The 22,496-nt window shown below is 65.3% G+C and carries 18 protein-coding genes and 2 pseudogenes; 10 read left to right on the top strand and 10 right to left on the bottom strand.

Annotated features, from left to right (window positions below):
• Window positions 1–86: 86 nt before the first annotated feature.
• From purL to bfr, 4 genes are all read left to right on the top strand, one after another.
• On the top strand, window positions 87–2,315 hold the full coding sequence (gene purL, locus QP181_RS00985; RefSeq protein WP_333927283.1) for a phosphoribosylformylglycinamidine synthase subunit PurL: 2,229 nt from the start codon (window positions 87–89) through the stop codon (window positions 2,313–2,315).
• Window positions 2,316–3,300: 985 nt separating this feature from the next.
• Window positions 3,301–4,551: a DUF418 domain-containing protein gene (locus tag QP181_RS00980; RefSeq protein ID WP_333927282.1), complete on the top strand. Its 1,251-nt coding sequence runs from the start codon at window positions 3,301–3,303 to the stop codon at window positions 4,549–4,551.
• 80 nt (window positions 4,552–4,631) lie between these two features.
• Window positions 4,632–4,802 carry a (2Fe-2S)-binding protein gene (locus QP181_RS00975; protein WP_082441433.1) on the top strand — a complete coding sequence of 57 codons (171 nt, stop codon included), beginning with the start codon at window positions 4,632–4,634 and terminating at the stop codon, window positions 4,800–4,802.
• A gap of 102 nt (window positions 4,803–4,904) precedes the next feature.
• A complete protein-coding gene (bfr, locus tag QP181_RS00970) occupies window positions 4,905–5,420 on the top strand; it encodes a bacterioferritin (protein WP_055879504.1) in 516 nt (171 codons plus the stop codon).
• Window positions 5,421–5,593: 173 nt separating this feature from the next.
• Here the strand turns inward: bfr and QP181_RS00965 are convergent, their stop codons facing one another.
• The 10 genes and pseudogenes from QP181_RS00965 to secG form a co-directional block, all read right to left on the bottom strand.
• Window positions 5,594–6,013, bottom strand: a complete 420-nt coding sequence (locus QP181_RS00965) for an Hpt domain-containing protein (RefSeq protein ID WP_243643343.1) — start codon at window positions 6,011–6,013, stop codon at window positions 5,594–5,596.
• 103 nt (window positions 6,014–6,116) lie between these two features.
• Entirely contained in the window at window positions 6,117–6,335 is a 219-nt protein-coding gene (locus QP181_RS00960; RefSeq protein WP_333927280.1) for a sulfurtransferase TusA family protein, read from the bottom strand.
• An 8-nt stretch (window positions 6,336–6,343) separates the two neighbouring features.
• A pseudogene (gene der, locus QP181_RS00955) lies at window positions 6,344–7,736 on the bottom strand (ribosome biogenesis GTPase Der).
• Between the two features lie 72 nt (window positions 7,737–7,808).
• Window positions 7,809–9,131, bottom strand: coding sequence for a BamB-related PQQ repeat family beta-propellar protein (locus QP181_RS00950; RefSeq protein ID WP_132739109.1), 1,323 nt, complete (start codon window positions 9,129–9,131; stop codon window positions 7,809–7,811).
• On the bottom strand, window positions 9,128–9,865 hold the full coding sequence (locus QP181_RS00945; protein WP_132897688.1) for a tetratricopeptide repeat protein: 738 nt from the start codon (window positions 9,863–9,865) through the stop codon (window positions 9,128–9,130). The genes QP181_RS00950 and QP181_RS00945 overlap by 4 nt, the downstream gene beginning before the upstream one ends.
• Window positions 9,866–9,936: 71 nt before the next feature.
• Window positions 9,937–10,797, bottom strand: coding sequence for a 3-methyl-2-oxobutanoate hydroxymethyltransferase (panB, locus tag QP181_RS00940; RefSeq protein WP_333927279.1), 861 nt, complete (start codon window positions 10,795–10,797; stop codon window positions 9,937–9,939).
• Window positions 10,798–10,853: 56 nt separating this feature from the next.
• Entirely contained in the window at window positions 10,854–11,288 is a 435-nt protein-coding gene (locus QP181_RS00935) for a hypothetical protein (protein ID WP_333927278.1), read from the bottom strand.
• 335 nt (window positions 11,289–11,623) lie between these two features.
• Window positions 11,624–14,053 carry a TonB-dependent receptor gene (locus QP181_RS00930; protein WP_333927277.1) on the bottom strand — a complete coding sequence of 810 codons (2,430 nt, stop codon included), beginning with the start codon at window positions 14,051–14,053 and terminating at the stop codon, window positions 11,624–11,626.
• A 286-nt stretch (window positions 14,054–14,339) separates the two neighbouring features.
• The gene (pyrG, locus tag QP181_RS00925; RefSeq protein WP_333927276.1) at window positions 14,340–15,974 is read right to left on the bottom strand and encodes a CTP synthase; all 1,635 of its coding nucleotides are present in this window, start codon (window positions 15,972–15,974) and stop codon (window positions 14,340–14,342) included.
• 85 nt (window positions 15,975–16,059) lie between these two features.
• The gene (gene secG, locus QP181_RS00920) at window positions 16,060–16,455 is read right to left on the bottom strand and encodes a preprotein translocase subunit SecG (RefSeq protein WP_333927275.1); all 396 of its coding nucleotides are present in this window, start codon (window positions 16,453–16,455) and stop codon (window positions 16,060–16,062) included.
• Window positions 16,456–16,688: 233 nt separating this feature from the next.
• Between secG and QP181_RS00915 the strand changes: the two genes are divergently transcribed.
• The 6 genes and pseudogenes from QP181_RS00915 to edd all read left to right on the top strand — a co-directional run bounded on the left by QP181_RS00915 (window position 16,689) and on the right by edd (window position 22,466).
• On the top strand, window positions 16,689–17,018 hold the full coding sequence (locus tag QP181_RS00915; RefSeq protein WP_132897785.1) for a MarR family transcriptional regulator: 330 nt from the start codon (window positions 16,689–16,691) through the stop codon (window positions 17,016–17,018).
• Window positions 16,945–17,364, top strand: coding sequence for an SH3 domain-containing protein (locus QP181_RS00910; RefSeq protein WP_333927274.1), 420 nt, complete (start codon window positions 16,945–16,947; stop codon window positions 17,362–17,364). Before QP181_RS00915 ends, QP181_RS00910 begins: the two co-directional genes overlap by 74 nt.
• Complete coding sequence (gene argC / locus QP181_RS00905; protein WP_333927273.1) at window positions 17,361–18,284, top strand: N-acetyl-gamma-glutamyl-phosphate reductase; 924 nt, start codon at window positions 17,361–17,363, stop codon at window positions 18,282–18,284. The genes QP181_RS00910 and argC overlap by 4 nt, the downstream gene beginning before the upstream one ends.
• A 27-nt stretch (window positions 18,285–18,311) precedes the next feature.
• A complete protein-coding gene (gene zwf, locus QP181_RS00900; RefSeq protein ID WP_333927271.1) occupies window positions 18,312–19,775 on the top strand; it encodes a glucose-6-phosphate dehydrogenase in 1,464 nt (487 codons plus the stop codon).
• Between the two features lie 171 nt (window positions 19,776–19,946).
• A pseudogene (pgl, locus tag QP181_RS00895) lies at window positions 19,947–20,649 on the top strand (6-phosphogluconolactonase).
• Window positions 20,650–20,651: 2 nt separating this feature from the next.
• On the top strand, window positions 20,652–22,466 hold the full coding sequence (edd, locus tag QP181_RS00890; protein ID WP_333927270.1) for a phosphogluconate dehydratase: 1,815 nt from the start codon (window positions 20,652–20,654) through the stop codon (window positions 22,464–22,466).
• Window positions 22,467–22,496 lie beyond the last annotated feature (30 nt).

The raw sequence follows: 22,496 nt of genomic DNA, 5'->3' as shown, positions 1-22,496 counted from the left end.
CCCCCGACACCCGCTTGCGCGACACCGCCACACGAATCTGACGTACAAAGGGTGACGCGGACCGTCCGCGCCGCTATCTGCGCCCCATGACCGAGATCACACCGCAGATCGTCGCCGACCACGGCCTGTCCCCCGAAGAATATGATCGCGTCCTGCGCGCCATCGGCCGCGAGCCGAACATGGTCGAGCTCGGCATCTTCTCGGTGATGTGGTCCGAGCATTGCAGCTACAAATCCAGCAAGATCCACCTGATGAAGCTGCCCACCAAGGGTCCCCGCGTCATCTGCGGCCCCGGCGAGAACGCCGGCGTCGTCGATATCGGCGACAACCAGGCGGCGATCTTCAAGATGGAGAGCCACAACCACCCCTCGTACATCGAGCCGTACCAAGGCGCGGCGACGGGCGTCGGCGGCATCCTGCGCGACGTCTTCACGATGGGCGCGCGACCGATCGCCAACCTCAACGCGCTCCGCTTCGGCCGTCCCGATCACCCCAAGATGCGCCACCTGATCTCGGGCGTGGTCCACGGCATCGGCGGCTACGGCAATTGCGTCGGCGTGCCGACCGTCGGCGGCGAGGTGAACTTCCACAGCGCGTACGACGGCAACATCCTCGTCAACGCGATGACCGTCGGGATCGCCGATCAGGACAAGATCTTCTATTCCGCCGCCTCGGGCATCGGCAATCCGATCGTCTATGTCGGCAGCAAGACCGGGCGTGACGGCATCCACGGCGCGACGATGGCCTCGGCCGATTTCGGCGAGGATTCGGACGCCAAGCGCCCGACCGTTCAGGTCGGCGATCCCTTCACCGAGAAGCTGCTGATCGAAGCCTGCCTCGAACTCATGGCGACCGACGTCATCGTCGCGATCCAGGACATGGGCGCCGCGGGCCTCACGTCTTCGGCCGTGGAAATGGCGTCGAAGGGCGGCGTCGGCATCGAGCTGACGATGGACGACGTGCCGCAGCGCGAGACCGGCATGACGCCGTACGAGATGATGCTCTCGGAGTCGCAGGAGCGCATGCTGATGGTCCTCAAGCCCGGCCGCGAAGCCGAGGCCGAGGCGATCTTCAAGAAGTGGGAGCTCGATTTCGCGGTGATCGGCCGTGTCACCGACACCGGCCGCATGGTGCTGAATTTCAAGGGCCAGACCGTCTGCGACATCCCGCTCGGGCCGCTCGCGGACGAAGCGCCGCTCTACGACCGCCCGCACGTCCCGACGCCCAAGCCCGCGCCGCTCGCCAACGCGCCGCATAGCAGCGACATCGCCGCTGACCTGCTCACGTTGATGGGTTCGCCGGACGTCGCCTCGCGCCGCTGGATCTGGGAGCAGTACGACCACATGGTCGGTGCCGACACCGTGCAGCGCCCCGGTGGCGACGCCGCGGTCGTCCGCGTCCACGGCACGCAGAAGGCGCTGGCGATGACCACCGACTGCACGCCGCGTTACTGTTTCGCCGATCCCGTCGAGGGCGGCAAGCAGGCGGTCGCCGAAGCGTGGCGCAACCTGACCGCGGTCGGCGCGCTGCCTTTGGCGGTCACCAACTGCCTTAACTTCGCCAACCCGCAGCGCCCCGAGATCATGGGCCAGATCGTCGGCTGCCTCGAAGGGATGAGCGACGCCTGCATCGCGCTCGACTTCCCGATCGTCTCGGGCAACGTGTCGCTCTACAATGAGTCCAAGGCGACCGGCGGCGGTTCGGCGATCCTGCCGACGCCGGCGATCGGCGCGATCGGGTTGCTGGCGGACTGGCAGAAGAATGCGACGATCGCGTTCAAGGGCTCGGGCGACATCATCCTCGCGGTTGGCACGCGCGGCGGTCATCTCGGCCAGTCGCTCTGGCTGCGCGAATGCCATGGTCGCGAACAGCTTGAGGCAGGCCCGCCGCCGCCGGTCGATCTGGCGGCCGAACGCCGTGTAGGCGACCTGATCCGAGAGGCGATCGCGCTGGGGCAGCTGACCGCTGTGCATGACGTGTCCGATGGCGGCATCGCGGTGACGCTTGCCGAGATGGCGTTGGCGGGTGGGATCGGCGCGATGATTGATCGCAAGCAGCCGTTCGACTGCGCGCGCTCGTTCTTCGCCGAGGACCAGGGCGTCTACATCGTGACGGTCGAGGACCATGCGCTGCTCGACTTCCTGGGCGCTGCGCATGCGGCCGACGTCGAGGCCGAGCCGCTTGGTCGCACCGGCGGCAAGCGCCTGATCTTCGAACGCCCCGATCGTGACGACGTTATCGCGCTGGATGCGCTGCGGACGGCGCACGAGGGGTTCTTCCCGAAGCTGATGGGGGTTGATGCGGCGCTGGCGTGAACCATTGCCGCGGTGGGTAATTGAGAGAGCGCCCCATCCCACCGCAAAGTTACCACCCCGGCGGAGGCCGGGGCACAATTGGGAAGGCAGCGGTAACGAAGCGCCGCCCCCAGCCACCACCGTCCCCCGATTGGGCCCCGGCCTCCGCCGGGGTGGTCGGCTTTTGGGTCAAGGAAACAGCCTCGAACCATAGCATGTGTCCCCGGGAAGGCGGGGACCCAGTCTGGGCTTCCGCCTTCGCGGGAGAACAAGGCAGTGAGAGGTGTTGTCCAGAGGTGTCGTCCGATCGCGCTTCTGCCTGCTGTCGATGGCGCGCTAAACCTCGGTAAGTATTGTTGCTGCCGGTCCGTTCTCTGCCCGCGTTATCCCAGGCCGTCACGATAGCCTTCACCTGACATCCGTCGCTCGTCACTAAACCCAAGTCGCTCCCCACCCGAGCTCCGTCACCCATTCCTGCCCCCCACCCCGTCATCCCAGCGAAAGCTGGAATTTCCCCATTTCGGGTCGTAGCACGCGCCAACGGGGATACCCCAGCTTTCGCTGGGGTGACGGTTGGTGCGGGCCAGAGCTGGGTCAGAGTCCCGAATACGGATACGGATACGAGTACCGGTTCGGATACGAATGCGGGTTAGACGGCGACGAACAATTACCGGCGTGTACGTATCGCCAGGGTTATCCTGTCACGATAGGCCCAGTACAGCGACGCTAGCATCCGCCCGTCGCACGGGCTGTCCTACGTCACCCCAATGTGCCAGCGTCGGACTGATGATCGAAGCAGTCCTCCCTCCCGCACGAACCTCGTGCGTCTGCGAATGCCATGTACCCGCGAAGCGTCGAAAGAGGGCGACACTGCCCACTTGATCCGCCGCGCCCCCGCCACGTCAAGGCGCCACCACGCCGCATCCCCGCCGCCAAGACGCCCCTGCGAAACACCCCACGAAATGCTGCGCGAGCGTCTATACTTCCTACACTTCACTCTGCCCGCATGACCCCCGCCCCCTCCAGAATCGCCACGCTAGACCTCATCCGCGGCGTCGCCGTCATGGGCATCCTCGCCGCCAACATCGCCGCGTTCGGCTTCCCCGAATTCGCCTACATGACCCCCGCGTCGATGGGCCGGCCGAGCACGCCCGACCTCATCGCCTGGGTCACCACCTTCATCGTCATCGACGGCAAGATGCGCGGGCTGTTCTCGTTCCTGTTCGGCGCGTCGATGGTGCTGGTGCTCGACCGCGCGGAGGGGAATGGCAACGACCCGGTCACGGTACATTTCACGCGAATGGCGTGGCTGTTCGTGTTCGGCATCGCGCATCTCTACCTGCTGTGGTGGGGCGATATCCTCGCACATTATGCGCTCGTCGGCGCGATCGCGTTCATGTTTGCACGGTTGCCGGTGCGGTGGCTGATCGCCGTCGGGCTGGCCTGCATCGCGTTTCAGATGGTCGAGCTGACGACATTGGTCGCCTATACGTTCGACCTCCATGCCTCCGCGCACAGACCGGGAGCAACCGCGCGGGTGATCGCGAACTGGCAATCTTTGGCCGAGCAATTCGGCCAGCCCTCGGCCGCGTCGGTTACGCGCGAGCTTGCGATCGGGCGCGGCGGATGGCGCGATCTACTCGCGTGGCGCTGGGCGCACGCGGTCGGGCCGATCACATCGCTCATGGTCAATGGCCCGGAGACGCTCGGGTTCATGCTGTTCGGCATGGCCGGACTGCGATCTGGGTTCCTGACCGGCCTATGGTCGCGGCGACGCTATACCGGGACCGCGGTCGCCGGGATCGGGATCGGCTGGCTTGGCTATGCGGCGATCGCTGCGTTCGACATCGCGCATGGATTCGACGCGCGCTACGTCGGGCTGTCGTGGCTGGCGCTCGCGACCCCGCTGAGGCCGCCGACGATCATGGGCTATGCGGCCGCGATCATCCTGCTCGCCCGCCCCGGCGGATGGCTGACCACGCGCATCTCGACAGCCGGTCGGATGGCGTTCTCCAACTATCTCGGCACGACGCTGATCTGCACGACGCTCTTCTACGGCTACGGACTGGGCCTGTACGGCAACCTTTCCCGCGCGCAGCTCTATCTGGTGGTCGTGCCGATCTGGCTACTGATGCTCGTCTGGTCGAAGCCTTGGCTCGATCGCTTCCGCTATGGTCCACTCGAATGGCTCTGGCGCAGCCTCGCCCAATTTGCGTGGCAGCCGATGCGCGGGTCTGCTTTCGCGACGAGCCGATAATGCTTGTTGCGAACGCGACGCAATTTAGCTTGCGAGCGTTTCGCAATAGCTATACTAGGTCGCAGAGCGAGGGAGCATTCATGGTCGTCTGCGTTTGCAATGCCATACGAGAATCCGATGTCCGCAACTGCGCACGCGGCGGGTGCACGACGCCCTGCCAAGCGTTCCGTTCGATGGGTCGGAAACCCAAATGTGGCCAGTGCACCTCGATAGCGCGAGCGATTATCGACGAGGAGCGCGCCGCTGCATAAGCGTCGCAACAGCTAAGAAACCGCAGAAATCCGCCATTTCTTGGGTTGCAGTTGCTGTACGGCCAGCGCTACATGTCCGTCAGAGGTGACGGAGATATGGCCATGCGCGGCGACCCCCAAGTAATCGACTATCTGAACGAGGCGCTCAAGAACGAGCTGACCGCGGTCAACCAATATTGGCTCCATTACCGGATGCTCGAGCATTGGGGAGTCTACAAGCTCGCCCAGTATGAGCGGATGGAATCGATCGATGAGATGAAGCACGCCGACTGGCTGTCGGAGCGCATCCTGTTTCTCGATGGCCTGCCGAACTTCCAGCTGCTCGGCCGCCTCCGTATCGGCGAGACCGTCGAGGAGGTCCTGAAGTCGGATCTCGCGCTCGAAGTCGAGGCTACCGTCCAGCTCAAGGGTGCGATCTCGTACTGCGAAGAGGTCAAGGATTACATCAGCCGCGACCTGTTCGCGCGCATCCTCGCCAGCGAGGAAGAGCATGTCGACACGCTTGAGCGCCAGTTCGAGATGATCGCGCGGATGGGGATCCACAACTACATCCAGCTGAACTCGATCTCGGAGCATGACTCGCCCAAGGCTGGCGCGGCGCCGTATCTGAAGGGCTGAGCTACGGGCGATGCCGGTGATCCGGTATCGCCTGCAGGACTTCATCCTCCCCCGCCAGGGGGTGGCGCCTTAGGCGACGGAGGGGGAGGACACGGAGCAGCGGTTTCGCCTGCCTCCCCCTCCGTCTGGCAAGCGCCAGCCACCTCCCCCTGGCGGGGGAGGATTAATTTCTTTTAGTCTCCGCCGAACCCCGTTGGGATCGCACGACGACCGAACCCGCCACCTACAACAGGCTTGCGCGCGACGATCGGATTGGCTTCGCGCTCCAGCAACGTCAGCGTTTCGCCAAACAGCGGGCGCAGGCGAACAATATGCTCCAGCGCCTCCTCAGGCGTATCCTGCAGCTCCACGCAATCGCGTGCGATCGTCTCGATCGCCTCGGCGAGATCCGCCAGCGGCTCGGCACCGAACTGTCGCGCTTCGCCCTTGAGCGTGTGCGCCGGGATCACCATCGCCGCGGCATTCAACGCGCGCATCGCCGCTTCGATCGCCGCAACCGACTTCACGCCATCCTCGCGGAAATAGCCCAGGATACGGACAAATCCCGCACCCAGTTCACTTCGGGCTTGCGAATACGCCGGCCAGTTGATCAAGGTGCTTCCTTCGAACGACACTGTCGCCTTCTCCCGTTGAGCAGTAGCGCCATCAAGATTAAATCGTATCTTACCCGTTTCAGGTAAACACACTGTTGTCATACTACCGACAAGTTACGACAAAGGTCCGGTAAAATTCGTCCAAAATGATCTTTACCGTCGCGCCGGCCGCGTCGGCGACGGCGGCGAGTTCGGTCGGTGCTTGCGGATCGTCCGCCAAGACCTCGACCCGCCGCGCACCATCACGCAACGCGCGGGCGAGCCGCAGCGCCGGCCAGGGACAGCACATGCCCCTGGCATCGATACGGACCACGCCGGACATCGCCCAGCCTAGTTGCCGCCGCCGCCGCCCTTGCCGTTGTCGTCATAGGGGTTCTTCGGCGCACGGAACATCAATCGGACAGGCACCGCGCCGAAGCCGAGATCCTTGCGCATCGAATTGACCAGATAGCGTTCGTAGCTTGCGGGCAGCTGATCGACGCGCGTGCCGAAGATGACGAAGCTGGGCGGACGCGTCTTGACCTGCGTGACGTAGCGCATCTTGATCCGCTTGCCGCCGGGCGCCGGTGGCGGCGTCGCCTCGATCGCGCGTTCGAACCAGCGGTTGAGTTCGCCGGTACCGACACGCTTCGACCAGGCGTCGCGGGTGTCGAAGCAGGCTTGGAGCAACTGGTCGATGCCCTTGCCGGTCGCGCCGGACACGGTCATCACGGTGACGCCCTTGACCTGGCTCAGGCCGTCCTCGAGCGCACGCTTGACGCCGTTGAACAGCGACGATGCGCTCTCGGCGATATCCCATTTGTTGAGCGCGATGACGAGCGCACGGCCCTCCTGCAGTACCTTGTCGGCGATGCGGAGATCCTGCGCCTCGAGGCCAAGCGTCGCGTCGAGCAGCAGCACGACGACCTCGGCGAAGTCGACCGCGTGGAGCGCGTCCTCGACCGACATCTTCTCGAGCTTGTCCTGCACCTTGGCACGTTTGCGCATGCCGGCGGTGTCGATCAGCCGCACTTTGCGTGCTTCGCCACCGGTCGGATGCCAGTCATAGTCGACGCTGATCGAGATCGCGCGTAATGCCGGCTTCGGGGCCGGTGATCATGCGGTCTTCGCCGAGGATGCGGTTGACGAGCGTCGACTTGCCGGCGTTCGGGCGGCCGACGATCGCGAGCTTCAGCGGGCCTTCGTACTCGTTGTCGGGCTGCTCCTCGGGCGGCTCTTCCTTGCCTTCGAGCAGCGGGAGCAGGCCTTCGAACAGGTCGCCCATGCCTTCGCCGTGCTCGGCCGACAACTGGACGGGGTCGCCGAAGCCTAGTGCAAGCGATTCGAGGATGCCGTCTTCGCCGGCGCGGCCTTCGGCCTTGTTGGCGACGAGGAGGACGGGGACATCGGCTGTGCGGAGCCAGCGCGCGATCTCTTCGTCGAGCGGGACGATCCCGGCGCGGGCGTCGAACAGGAACAGTGCGACATCGGCCTGCGCGACGGCGGCTTCGGTCTGCTGGCGCATCCGGCCGGGCAGAGTCTGTGCGTCGTGGTCCTCGTAGCCGGCGGTGTCGATGATGCGGAATTCGAGGCCGATCAGCGACGCGTCGCCCTCGCGGCGATCACGCGTGACGCCGGGGCGATCGTCGACCAGCGCGAGCTTCTTGCCGACGAGGCGGTTGAACAGAGTCGACTTGCCGACATTTGGGCGGCCGACGATCGCGACCACGGGGAGTTTGGACATGAGGGGGGCCTTAGCGCGTGTCGCGGCAAAGGTCACCTAGTCCCTCTCCCCGCCGGGGAGAGGGACTCGACGTCACCTATACGCGGTGACCTTGCCCTTCTGGTCGAGCGTGTAGAGCGTCGAGTTCGCGACGATCGGCGGCAGCGAGAACGGCGTTTTCGTCTCGATCGTCGAGCTTACCGTGCCATCGGTCGGCGAGACGAAATTGATCTCGCCGCGCGAGTTGGTGAGGACCAGGCGGTTGCCGGCCAGGATCGGGCCGAACCACGTGATCGCGTTGCTGCGCTTCTTCTCGTTCTGGAAGCGCTTCAGCTGCGCGATCCAGCGCGCCTTGCCGTTCGAGCGCGACAGGCAGACCAGGCGCGCATCGTCGGTGACAACGAACAGCCACTCGCCTGCGATCCACGGCGTCGAGATGCCCGCGAAGTTCTGCTCCCAAAGGCGCTGGCCGGTCGACAGTTCGAGCGCGACCATGCGGCCACCCTGCCCGACCGCGTAGACGCGGCCGCCGTCGATCACCGGTGCGGCGTCGATGTCCGACAGGCTCGACACCGAGGTGGTGACCGAGGTGCGCGACAAGGCGTCCTGCCAGAGAATACGGCCGTTCTCGTAACGATAGGCGCTGAGCTCGCCGCTCGAGAAGCCGGCGACCACGGTGCCCTGGCTGACCGCAGGCGCCGCGACGCCGAACACGCCCTGCGTTTCGAGCGTGCCCGACTGGACCCACTGGACCTTGCCGTCGGCCTGGTTGAGCGAGAAGACCTGATTGTCCTGCGTCAGGACATACACCGCGCCGTTGGCGACGGTCGGCGAACCACGCAGCGGCGCACCGGGCTTGGCGCGCCACAGGATCGCGCCGTCGGCCGCGTTCATCGCAACGACGTCACCGACGCCGTCGGTCGCGTAGAGCTTGCCGTCGTCATAGCTGACGCCGCCGCCGAACCGCGCCGAGCGGTTGATCTTGCCCTCGGTGATCCCCGCGCTCCACAGTGCCGCGCCGGTATCAGCGGTGAACGCGTGGATCGTCGCGGTGACGTCGGTCACGAACAGCTTGCCGTCGGCGACGACCGGCGCCGCGCCGAGACGCTCGCGGTTCGAGCCGCCGTCGATCCCCGACTGCCAAAGGCGCTTGGGCTGATCGGCGAGTGCAAGCTGGCCCATCGACTTGGCGGGGTTGCCGCCGGGCTGCGCCCAGGCATCGTTGACCGCGGGCGCGGGCAACAGGACCTGGACATCGGCGATCGTCTTGTCGGTCTCGACTTCGTTTTCCGAGACCAGGATCGACACGCGGTCACCGAGCGTCGGCGTCTTCTTGACGCTACCCTTGAAGATCCCGCAACCGCTGAGCGCCACCAGCGCGGCGACGGCGACCGTCACCCGATATGTCTTCATCATTGCGCCTTGGTATCCTCGTTTGATGCAGCCGGAGTGATCACCCTGGCCGTAGCTCCAGTGGCAACAGCATCCACGCCCAGTACGCCGGCCATCTGAACCGCACGTTGACGAATTGTCTCGGGCACGCCGGTATCGCGCGCGATCTGGCCGAACAGTGTGCCTGCCTGCTGGCGCTGGTTCATGCGGAGATACGCGATCGCGACCATCTCGCCAGCACTGCCCAGCCACGGACCACCGGGAACGGCGAGCGGACGGAGACGCTCGACGACGACCTGCGGCTTCAACGTATCGAACTCGGCCGAGGTCTGGCGAACGAGCGCCAGATCGCGGAACGGCTTGGCCAGCGACGTGTCCGCGGCAATCGTACCGAGCTTGGCGGCGGCGCCCTTCAGGTCGTCCTTCTGGAGCAGCACGTCAGCCTGCGTGAACAGCGCGAGCGCGCGGTAGCCATCGCGGTTCGACTTGGCGAGTTCCGCGAGCGGCTTCGACGCAGCGGCGGCATTGTTCGCACCGAGCGAGTCGTACGCGGCCTGGAGCTGCTCACCCTCGACGCCGGCAGCCTCGCCATTGTGATGCTGCCAGTAGAGGAAGCCGGCAAACGCGGCGAGCGCGGCAACGACGCCGATCGCGACCCATTTGCCCCACGTCGTCCAGAACCCGGCGAGTTGGTCGCGTCGGAGTTCTTCGTCGACCTCGCGCAAAAATGCTTCATCGGTTTTCGGCGGGAGGGCCAAGGACAGCTCCGGAATATTTGGGGGATGGACGGCGTGGACCTTAGCCGCGCCGGGACCGAAACGGAAGCGGATCAATCCTTGGGGGCGTAGACCTGCTCGGGCCCTGGGAATACGCGGCCGCGCACATCGTCAGCATAGGTCTGCGCGGCGGTCGAGATCGTGTCGGCGACATCGGCGAAGCGCTTCACGAACTTGGCGGTACGGTCGAACATGCCCAGCATATCCTCCGTCACCAGCACCTGGCCGTCGCACTGCGCCGATGCGCCGATCCCGATCGTCGGGCAGGCAACGGTGTTGGTAATCTCGATCGCGATCGGCTCGACCACGCCTTCGATCACCAGCGAGAACGCGCCCGCGTCAGCGATGCTCTGCGCGTCGGCGACGATCTTGGCGGCTTCCTCAGGCGTGCGACCGCGCGCGCCGTAGCCGCCGAGTACGTTGACCGCCTGCGGGGTGAGGCCGACATGGCCCACCACGGGGATGCCACGCTCGGTGAGAAACCTGACGGTCGGCGCCATCGCGGTGCCGCCCTCGAGCTTCACCGCCGCCGCGCCGGTCTGTTTCAGCAGCCACGCCGCGCTCTCGAACGCCTTTTCGGGCGACGCCTCATAGCTGCCGAACGGCATGTCGATGACGACCACCGCGTGATAGCTGCCGCGCACCACCGCCGCGCCGTGCGCCGCCATCATCTCCAGCGTGACGGGTACGGTCGACGGCAGGCCGTAGATCACCTGCCCCAGGCTGTCGCCGACCAGCAGCATGTCGCAGTGCGGATCGAGCAGCTGTGCCGTGCGAACCGTGTACGCGGTGAGCATGACGAGCGGCGTCTTGCCCTTCTGACGACGGATCGCGGGGATCGTCAGGCGCTTGAGCGGCGCGGGCGTCGGGTTCGCGCGACTCGTCGCGGTGTCGAGGGTGTAGGTCGTGGACATGCGCGCGTTCTAGCGTGCGACCCTGGGCTCGCCCAGTCTTCGCGGCCTCGCCCGGTTCAAACCGCCCAGCCCTTGTGCCTGGCATGGCCGACGAGCCAGAGCGTGAACGCGGCAATACCGATAATCACGAAGGGAAAACCGAGCGTCTCGCTGGCACCCTTTTGCGCGACAATGTCGGTCGAGGCGAACAGCCAGCCGAACTGCACGATCGTAGCGCCGAGCGATGCGATCAGGAACGGGCGGGCACTGGCGCGGCGCATGAACAACAGCACGGCGCCGATCAGCCCGGCCAGTACCGCGACAGCGAACAGCGGATCGTACCAGTTGGGCAACGCCGCGTAGAGCGCCCGGTCATAGGCACTCGCCCTCCCCATCGCATCAGCGCCGAGTCGCACCTGTTGCAGACACATGAAACAACCGACGAGCCCCCAGGCGACGAGGGCGCCCGTGGTCAGCCGAAACCACAAGGGCCCCTGTCGTACGAAGAACATGCCGCCACCCTCGTTAGTCCGGCTCGATTAGCCTGAGCCTATGGCTTTGGGTCAACAGACTGCGCTTCGCAGGGGCTGCGCGCAAGGGGATGGCGTCGGACGCGCATCAATGCAGCTTGGGGACGTCGATTGCTCCGAACCGGAGAGACATCGGGAGCTTCCGACTGCGATGTCTCTCCGGGCCGTATCCCGCCGTATAAGCCGTATAAGACGTCAAACCTGAACGCGCAGTGACGATCAGGAGGTGACGATCAGGAGGTGACGATCAGGAGGTGACGATCAGGAGGTGACGTTCAGAGGGTGACGTTCAGAGGCTGACGACCTGGACGTAACGATCAGAACGATCGCGAGACGGTCAGGCCATAGGTGCGCGGATCGCCGGGTTGGCCGACGACGAGGCCGGTGCTGCCGGACTGCAGCGCCAGCACCTCGTAATATTTCTTGTCGAACGCGTTGCGAAGCCAGCCGAACACGTTCCAGCTGTCCTTCGCCTTGAATCCGAGGCGGAAGTTGCTGAGCGCGTAGCCGTTGATATCGGTGTAAGCCGAGCGCGACGGGTTGGACGAGAAGGTCGACCGGTAGCTGCCGTCATAGCCGAGATACACTTGGCCATCGAGACCGCCGAGCGTTGCCGGCAGATCATATTCGGCCCCGTACGAGAACGCCCATTTCGATACGCCGGGCAGGCGCTGACCGGAGATGTCGCAATTTTGCGGACTGATGCCGCCGGCCGTACCGGGTGCGCTCGGCGTCTGGCCGGCGGTCGCGGTGGTGCCACCGGACAGTTCGGGCGGGCACGGGGCATCGACGAACTTCACGTATTTCGCGTCGGTATACGCCCCGTTCGCGTAGAAACTGAACCGGTCGGTGGGACGGAACGCCGAATCGAATTCGAGACCGCGAGTCCGAACCTTGCCGGCATTGGCGAGATAGCCGCGCAGCACGCCGAGCTGGCCGTTGGTGACGGTCGCCTGGTAATCGCTGATCTCGGTCCAGAAGCCGGCCAGATTCAGGGTGACCCGGCGATCCAGGAACTGGGTCTTGAGCCCCAATTCGAAGTGGTTCACCTTTTCGGGCTTCACCGTAGCGGCCGAGAGGATCGGATTGTTGCTGCCATCCAGCGGCAAGCCCGACAGGTTGATGCCGCCCGACTTGTAGCTGCGCGCGTAGGTCGCATAGGCGTGGATGTCGGACGTCACGGTGTAGGCGGCCGTGATGTCGCCCGACAGGTTCCAGTTGTCGAAATCGGGCTGATAGCTCTGCGGCGCGAGCACGCCGCGCTGATCCGCGGTCAGCGCGGTGCCGGTGCCGTTGGTGACGACCGAGACATAGTCGCCCTTCTTCTTGTCGTAATTCAAACGCAGGCCCGGCGCGATCTGAAACCGGTCGCTGACGTTCCAGGTGAGCTTACCGAACAGCGCAGCGCTGGTGTTGGTGAAGCCGATCGTGTTGCGCGAGGTCAGCCCGTTCAGCGTCGCCGGATTCTTGCCGCCCGCGCTGGTCGGGTTGAGCAGGAACGCGCTCGCCGCCGGGCCCTGCACCTGAAGCCCTTGGGTATCGATCGTCTGGTAGAAATAGAACGCACCCAGCACGTAATCGAGCGCGTGCTTGCCGTTGGAGGCGATCCGCAGCTCCTGGCTATACTGGGTCTGCTGCGACGGATTGGCGGAGACGGTGGTGATCGGCAGGCCGATGAAGTCGCGATCGTTCGACGGATCCCAGTTCCAGAACCGCCACGCGCTGACCGAGGTGATCGTCGATGCGCCGAGATCCAGATTGCCGAGCAGCGATACGCCGCCCAGCTCCTGCTTCGCGCGCAACGGCGTATCGACATCGGTCACCCGGTCGAACGCGTTGGTGGACGGCACGTCATAGCCCTGCGCGGCGGCGAGGGCGGCATATTGCCGGTTGAGCGGCCGCTGCGTCGCGCCGGTGCGCGCGTAATATTGCACGCAGCAATTCGGGTTCTGCTGGCCGTAGTCGCCCGACAGAGCGAGATCGAGATTGTCGGTCGGCTTCCAATAGAGCTGTCCGCGGACGCTCTTATTGTCCTGTGCGTTCAGATCCTTGCCGGTCACGACGTTGTGGATCGTGCCGTCACGCTCGGTCACCGACGCCGACAGCCGGATCGCGAGTTTGTCGGGGATGAGGGGGCCTGACACCGAGGCCTTGGCCTGAATGAACTGGTAATTGCCGGTGGTGAGTTCGATCCGCGCCTCGGGCGTGAAGCTGGGCTTGCGCGTGGTGATGTTGATCGCGCCGGCGGTGGTGTTCTTTCCGTAGAGCGTACCTTGCGGTCCACGGAGGACTTCGATCCGCTCGGTATCGGTGAAGTCGAACGTCGCCGAGGCGATCCGGCTGTAATAGACCTGGTCGACATAGATGCCGACGCCCTGCTCGATCCCGTCGTTGGTCAGCCCGAACGGTGCGCCGAGACCACGAATGTTCGCGGCGGAGTTGCGCGGATTGGTGGAATAGAATTGCAGCGTCGGCTGGAGCTGCGTCAGGCGGCTGACATTGTACGCGCCGGTCTCGGCCAGCGCGGTACCGCCGATGACGGACATCGCGATGGGGACGGTCTGGATGGTCTCGGCGCGACGGCGCGCGGTGACGACGACGTCCCCGCCCCCGCCCTGCTGCTGGTTGCCGAGACGGCCGTTGGCCTGCGGGTCAGCCTGCGTCCCGGCAGGCGTCTGCGGCGCGACGGGCGGCGTTGATACGGTAGCGGCCTGACCGGCAAGCAACAGCGCAAGCGTAAGCGACATGAATGTTTTCCCCTGAACCTTGCCGCGCAAAGTCTAGTAATTCGGGGGATATTCAATGCGAGCTTGTCTTGGAGCGGAGAAAGCGCGGCTTCGTGGCGCTCGTTGGTAAGGACGAAGAGCTCAAGCGTACGATCGCCACCATCCGCGAACGGCACCCGCCGCCCTGTTTCCCCGCGAAGGCGGGGATCCAGCCTGGGCTCCCGCCTTCGCGGGAGAACAAGGAGGCGTTGGCAGGTATCTCTATGAGAACGACATCTCCCTCTCCCTTTGGAGAGGGAGATGTGACTCAGACCAGGCGGCTTTGCTTGACGGCGGCTTCGATGAAGCTGGCGAACAGGGGGTGCGGGTCGAACGGCTTGCTCTTCAGTTCCGGGTGAAACTGGACGCCGACGAACCAGGGGTGGTCGGGGCGTTCGACGATCTCGGGGAGCGTGCCGTCTGGGGACATGCCCGAGAAGACGAGCCCGCCCTGCTCCAACGCTTCCTTGTACCCGGTGTTGACCTCGTAGCGGTGACGATGACGCTCCGAAATCTCGGTGCCGCCGTAGATCGACGCCACCACGCTGTTGCCGGTGAGCTTCGCGTCATACGCGCCGAGCCGCATCGTGCCGCCCATGTCGCCCTCGGCCGCACGCGTTTCGAGGCCTTCGCGGCCCATCCATTCGGTGATCATGCCGACCACCGGTTCGTCGGTCGGGCCGAACTCGGTCGACGACGCATTGGGGATGCCAGCGAGATCGCGCGCGCCCTCGACGCAGGCCATCTGCATCCCGAAGCAGATCCCGAAATACGGGATCTTCCGCTCGCGCGCGAACTTGACCGACGCGATCTTGCCCTCCGCGCCACGCTCGCCGAACGCGCCGGGAACGAGGATCGCGTCGCACGGCTCGAGCTGCCCGGCAATGTCGCTCTCGGCGTTCTCGAACAGCTCGGCGTCGATCCAGCGGACGTTGACCTTCACGCGATTCGCGATGCCGCCGTGGACCAAGGCTTCGTTGAGCGACTTGTACGCGTCCTGGAGACCGACATATTTGCCGACCACGCCGATCGTGACCTCGCCTTGCGGGTTGGTCAGGCGGTCCGTGATCTCGGTCCAGCGCGACAGGTCGGGCGCCTCGGCGGGTTCGATTCCGAACGCACGGAGCACTTCGATGTCGAGGCCTTCGCCGTGATACTGGAGCGGCACCGCGTAGATGCTCTTCGCGTCGAGCGCGGGGATGACCGCGCTGGCGGGGACGTTGCAGAACAGCGCGATCTTGGCGCGCTCCGACGGCGGCAGCGGGTGCTCGCAGCGGCAGACGAGCACGTCGGGTTGCACGCCGAGCGCGGCGAGTTCGCGAACCGAATGCTGGGTCGGCTTGGTCTTCAGTTCGCCGGCGGCGGCGATGTACGGCACCAGCGTCACGTGGATGCTGATCGCGTTGCCGCGGCCTTCCTCGTTCTTGAGCTGGCGAATCGCCTCGATGAAGGGGAGCGATTCGATATCGCCGACGGTGCCGCCGATCTCGCAAAGGATGAAATCGATGCCGTCGGTCTCGGCGCGGGCGAACGCCTTGATCGCGTCGGTGACGTGCGGGATCACCTGCACGGTCGCGCCGAGATAATCGCCGCGACGCTCGCGCGTGATGATCTGCTGATAGATGCGGCCCGAGGTGACGTTGTCCGACTGGCGCGAGGGAACGCCGGTGAAGCGCTCGTAATGGCCGAGGTCGAGATCGGTCTCGGCGCCGTCGTCGGTGACGTACACCTCGCCGTGCTGATACGGCGACATCGTGCCGGGATCGACGTTCAGATACGGATCGAACTTCCGAATCCTGACGGTATACCCGCGTGCCTGGAGGAGAGCGGCAAGCGATGCCGCCATGAGACCTTTACCGAGCGACGAAACCACGCCCCCGGTGATGAAAATGTACCGAGCCATGGGAAGAGTCTCGTAGCGTGTGTTGGGGACGAACGACAAGAGCCCCGCGGATCACGCAGGGGCCTTTTATCGGCGAATGGAGTGTTTAGTTGGCTAGCGGGACCGCGCCGTTGTCGGCAGGCTTAGTCGTGCCGGCTGGTACGCCGGCATTCTCGGCGCCACCAGCGAACGGTGCCGCGTCACCCTTGGGCTGCGCGGTCGGGACTGCCGATGCCGCCGCCGGGGTACGCGCGAGTGACGTGTCGATCGTGGTGGTGCGGTGATTCGCCGCGAGGACCGCGAGCAGGATCGAGAACAGCACGAACATCGTCGCTAGCACGCCGGTCGCGCGGGTCAGGAAATCGGCCGCGCCGCGGGCCGACATCAGGCCGGACGGGCTACCGCCCATGCCAAGACCGCCGCCTTCCGACCGCTGCATGAGGATCACCGTGACGAGGGCGGCCGCGATGATCGCGTGGATGACGAGCAGAAAGGCGAACATTGCGCGGAAAACCCCGGAACTTTTGCGAAGGCGCGCACATAGGCGACACCGAGGTTTCGATCAACCGCAACACGGGCTCCGCATATCGCAAGCCAATCGCAAAACGACGGAAACATGACGTCCGGGGGCGTTGTGACCCCGTAATGACGCTCATGACTGGGTATCGTGCATATAAATTCAGATGGCGGATCAACGCTGTGGCATCAATGGCAGCCAATACCTTATCGACCTGGATGACCGCTCTGGTGGATTATGTCCGCTCGGGTGAACCCGATCTGACCAATCGTCAGATGGCATTGCTACTGCTCGTCTACCTCAAACCTGGGCCGCATACGGTGCGCGGCCTGGCGCGTGCGCTGAACGTATCGAAGCCCGTCGTCACGCGCGCCTTGAACAGATTGGGTGCCCTCGGCTATCTGCGCCGGCAACGCGACGATAGCGACAAGCGCAACATCTTCGTCGCGCGCACCACCGAAGGGGCAGATTTTCTTGAAGAGTTCGGGCAATTCATCGGCGACGGCCCCGCCCCAGCCGGCTCCAACGGCCACGCCGCTCACGCTTGAGCCGTTCGACGACAAGGCCCGGACCAGCTTCGCGCTGACGGGCCGTTCGGTCGAGCTCGATCCGCGCACGCACGCCGTTCGCCGCGATATCGCCGATATTCGCCTCGCCGAATACGTATTCGCTCCACACTATGCGGTGCCGATGATACGGCCCGTCGCGCGCACAGCTTTGTTGCGCAGCGGACGAGACGAAGCGAGCGATACGATGGTCGACCTCAAGCCTGGCGACAGTTTCGAAGTACTGGAAATTGCTGGCGTTTCCGCATGGGGCGTTGCGCGTCCTAGCGGGCTGGTCGGCTATGTCGCCGCCGAAGCGCTCGATCTTTCGGTGACGGACGCGGCATGACCACGGTCTTCATCGATGGCGCGGTCGGCACCACTGGACTCGAGATCCGCGAACGGCTCGCCGGGCGGACCGACATCACGCTGGCGCTGCTGCCTGAGGATCGGCGCAAGGATCCGGCGGCGCGGCGCGAAGCGCTGAACGATGCCGATTTCGTCATCCTCTGCCTGCCGGACGAAGCATCGCGCGAAGCCGTCACGCTGATCGACAATGTGCGCACCCGCGTGATCGACGCATCGAGCGCACACCGGGTCGCTGCCGGCTGGACCTACGGCTTCCCCGAACTACCGGGTCGGGCCGACAAGATCGCAACCGCGATGCGCGTGTCCAACCCCGGCTGCTACCCCACCGGTTTCCTCGCGCTCGTCGCGCCTCTGGTCGCTGCCGGTCTTGTCCCCGCCGACCTCCCGCTGAGCGCCAATGCAACCTCTGGGTATTCGGGCGGCGGCAAGGCGATGATCGCGGCGTTCGAGAGCGGCGAGCCTGCGACAGCCTTCCGCGCCTACGCGCTAGGCCTCGCGCACAAGCATATCGCCGAGATGACTCAGCATGCGGGCCTAACGCACGCGCCTATCTTCGCGCCTGCCGTGGCCAACACGTATCGCGGCATGGTCGTCGAGGTGCCGTTGCATCTCCATGCCCTGCCCGGCCGCCCGTCGCTCGCTGCGATCGACGACGTCTTGCGCGCGGCGTTCGATGGCTCGAAGCTCGTCTCGGTCGCCCCCGGCGATATCGGCGCGGTCGATATCGAGGAGAATGCGGGGACCGATCGGCTGACGCTGCGGGTCTGCGGCAACGATGCGGTCGGCCATGCGCGGCTGGTCGCGACGCTCGACAATCTGGGCAAGGGTGCCGGCGGTGCCGCGGTCCAGAACCTCAACATCATGGCCGGGGTCGACCCGGTCGCCGGCCTGGTTTTCTAAAGAAACCGGCTAGTTCCAGGAGCTTTCATGCACCGTAATCCCGTAGCCAAGCTGCTCCTGTTCGGCGCGACCGGCGATCTCGCGCAGCGCATGCTGCTGCCGTCGCTCTATGGCCTGCACGCCGACGGCCTGCTGCCCGAAGAACTGACGATCACCGGCGCCGCGCGTCAGGAGCATGACGACAAGGATTACCGCAAGTTCGCCAAGAAGGCGCTCGACGAGTTCCTGCCCGAGGATCGCAAGGACGAGAGCGCGATCGGGACGTTCCTGGACCGGCTGTTCTATCAGGCGACCGACCTGTCGGATCCGGCCGCGTTCCAGCCGCTGGCGGACAAGATCGGCGATATCTCCGGCGGCCTCGCAATCTACCTCTCGACCGCGCCGTCGCTGTTCGAATCGGCGATCGAAGGGCTTCACAAAGTCGGCCTCGCCGGCGAAACGGTCCGTGTCGGGCTGGAAAAGCCGCTCGGCTACGACCTCGACACCAGCCGCGAGATCAACGACGCCGTGGCGAAGGCCTTCCCCGAGGACCGAACCTATCGGATCGATCATTATCTCGGCAAGGAAACCGTCCAGAACATCCTGGCGCTGCGCTTCGGCAATTCGTTCTTCGAACCGGTCTGGAATGCGCAGGGGATCGACAACGTCCAGATCACGATCTCGGAGACGGTCGGGCTGGAGGAGCGCGCAGGCTATTACGAGAGCGCCGGCGCGCTGCGCGACATGGTCCAGAACCATATGCTGCAACTGCTCGCGCTGATCGCGATGGAGCCGCCGGCGCGGTTCGAGGGCACCGACGTCCGCGACGAAAAGTCGAAGGTCTTCCGCTCGCTGCGCCTGATCAAGCCCGAGGAAGTGCCCAACGTCACCGTCACCGGCCAGTACGGCGAAGGCGCGGTCAAGGGGAAGTTTGTCAAGAGCTACTCCGACGAACTCGGCGAGGCGTCGAACACCGAGACGTTCGTCGCGATCAAGGCGCATGTCGACAATTGGCGCTGGCGCGGCGTGCCCTTCTATCTGCGCACCGGCAAGCGCATGGCCGCGCGCCGCAGCGAGATCGCGATCCAGTTCAAGTCGGTACCGCATTCGATGTTCGCCGGGCGCGGTGGCCTGTTGCAACCCAACATGCTGATCATCCGCCTCCAGCCGGAGGAATATGTCCAGCTGCTGGTGATGGCGAAGGAGCCCGGTCTCGACCGTGACGGCGTCCGCCTGCGCGAAGTGCCGCTGAACCTCAGCATGGACGCCGAGTTTGCCGGCACGCGTCGGCGCATCGCCTATGAGCGGCTGCTGCTCGACCTGATCGAGGGCGACCAGACGCTGTTCGTGCGCCGTGACGAGGTCGAGGCGCAATGGACCTGGATCGACGCGATCCGCGAGGGCTGGAAGGCCAACGCGATGAAGCCCAAGAGCTATGCTTCGGGTAGCTGGGGTCCGTCGGCGGCGATCGCGCTGACCGAGCGTGACGGGGTGACCTGGCAGGACGACTGAGTTTGTTTTCTTCCGTTCATCCCGAGTAGCCTTCGAGCGAAGTCGAGAAGGCGTATCGAGGGATCGGCCCGTTTGTGGCATTGTACCTCGATACGGGATCTCGACTTCGCTCGATCCCTACTCGGCACGAACGGCATTTTTGACAGCAATTTTCTGAGTGAGTTCAAGTTTATGACCGAAATCGAATGGTGGGATTACGAGGATTCCGACGAGCTCGCCAACGCAGTCGCGGGCGATATCCAGTTCGTCATCGAGAGTGCGCTCGACGCGCGTGGCTCGGCGGTGATCGCGCTGGCGGGTGGCAAGACGCCGTTCGCTGCGTATGAGAAGCTCGCCCAGGCGAAGCTCGACTGGAAGAAGGTCACGATCATCCCTGGCGACGAGCGTATCGTGAAGCTCGGCGATCCGTTGTCGAACGTGACCGCACTGGCGAAGATCTTCCTCCCCAAGGGCGCGCGTGAAGCCGATCGTCCCCGACGCGATGTCGGACTACAAGGCGGCAGGCCGGTCGGCGGATGCGCTGATGCAGGACCTGCACTGGCCGCTCGACTTCTGCCTGCTCGGCATGGGCGGCGACGGGCATACCGCGTCGATCTTCCCCGGCCCCGATTACGACGAGGCGCTGAGCGGTCCCAAGGAGCGTCGTGCACTCGGCGTGATGCCCGATCCGTTGCCACCCGAGGCTCCGCTCGCACGCGTGACGTTGTCGGCGGCGGCGATCGCATCGTCGAAGGCGCTGATGATCATGATCACCGGCGACGCGAAGAAGAAAGTGCTCGAGCAGGCGATCGAACAGGGGCCGTCGTCGTCCTACCCGATCGGCCGCGTGCTGGCCGAGGTCGAGCTGCCGGTCGACGTGCACTGGGCACCGTGACGATGCTCAACGCCGTCGTCTCCGCGGTCACCGACCGGATCATCGAGCGGTCTCGGGACAGCCGAGCCGCCTACCTTGCGCTGATCGAGCGCGAGGCGGCGGCGCAGGTCCGGCGTCCGGGTCTGGGCTGTGCGAACCTCGCGCACGCCTATGCCGGGACCGAGGAAGACCGCGACGCGATGAAGGCCGATGCCGGCATGAACATCGGCATCGTCACCGCGTATAACGACATGCTCTCGGCCCACGCCGTCTACTATCGCTATCCCGAGCTGATGAAGATCTGGGCGCGCGAAGCGGGTGCGACCGCGCAGGTCGCGGGCGGCGTGCCGGCAATGTGCGACGGCGTGACGCAAGGCTATCCGGGGATGGAGCTGTCGCTGTTCAGCCGCGATACGATCGCGCTGAGCACCGCGATTGCGTTGTCACATGGGACATTCGAGGGTGCCGCGTTGCTCGGCATCTGCGACAAGATCGTGCCTGGCCTGCTGATGGGCGCACTGCGCTTCGGGCATCTGCCGATGGTGCTGATCCCCGGCGGCCCGATGCCGACCGGGCTGCCCAACAAGGCGAAGGCCGCGGTTCGCGAGAAGTTCGCCGAGGGGCTGGTCGGGCGCGACGAGCTGCTCGAAGCCGAGATCGGCGCGTATCATTCGAAGGGCACGTGCACCTTCTACGGCACGGCGAACACCAACCAGATGATGATGGAGGTCATGGGCCTCCACATGCCCGGCGCGGCGTTCGTCAATCCGGGCACCAAGCTGCGGCAGGAATTGACGAGGGCGGCGGTGCATCGGCTGGCGAAGATCGGCGCGCGTGGCGATTCGTATCGGCCGCTCGGGCATTGCGTCGACGAGAAGGCGATTGTGAACGCCGCGGTCGGCCTGCTCGCGACCGGCGGCTCGACCAATCATCTGCTCCACGTTCCGGCGATCGCTCGCGCGGCGGGGATCATCATCGACTGGGAGGATTTCGACCGCCTCTCCTGCGCGGTCCCGCTGATCGCGCGCGTGTATCCCAATGGCTCGGCGGACGTGAACGCGTTCGAAGCGGCCGGGGGCATGCCCTATGTGATCCGCGAACTGCTCGGCGAAGGGTTGTTGCACGGCGATATCATGACGATCGGTGGCGACGACCTGTCGGCCTATGCGAAGACCGCGGTCGTCGAGGGCGACACGCTCGGCTGGCGCGATACGCCCGATAGCGGCGACGAGACGATCCTACGTCCTGCGACGGCGCCGTTCTCGCCGGATGGCGGGATGCGGATCCTCGCGGGCAATATCGGCCGTGCGTGCATCAAGGTGTCGGCGGTCGAGCGCGAACGCTGGATCGTCGAGGCGCCTGCGATGGTGTTCGACGACCAGCTCGACGTGATCGAGGCTTTCAAGCGCGGCGAGCTGGAGAAGGACGTCGTCGTCGTCGTCCGCTTCCAAGGGCCGCGCGCGAACGGGATGCCGGAGCTGCACAAGCTGACGCCACCGTTGGGCGTTTTGCAGAATCGTGGGTTCAAGGTGGCTCTGGTCACCGACGGGCGGATGTCGGGGGCAAGTGGCAAGGTGCCGTGCGCGATCCATTGCTCGCCCGAAGCGCTGCTCGACGGCGCGATCGGGTTGATCCGCGATGGCGACGTGATCCGGGTGGACGCTGTGAATGGCACGCTTGAAGCCTTGGTTGATGCGGACGTCTGGGCAACCCGAGAGATGGTCGCGATACCGCCACCGGTGAGCGGCATGGGCCGCGAGCTGTTCGGGATGTTCCGCGGGCTTGCCGACGAGGCCGAGAAGGGCGCGTCGGCGATGCTGGCGGGCGCTGGGCTTTAGAACAAGTCTCAAACGCCGCCGTCGCCTCAG

The organism is Sphingomonas sp. LR55, from assembly GCF_036856015.1.
GTDB lineage: Bacteria > Pseudomonadota > Alphaproteobacteria > Sphingomonadales > Sphingomonadaceae > Sphingomonas.
The sequence above is the reverse complement of the archived record's forward strand: the minus strand, read 5'-3'. Positions and strand labels throughout refer to the sequence as shown.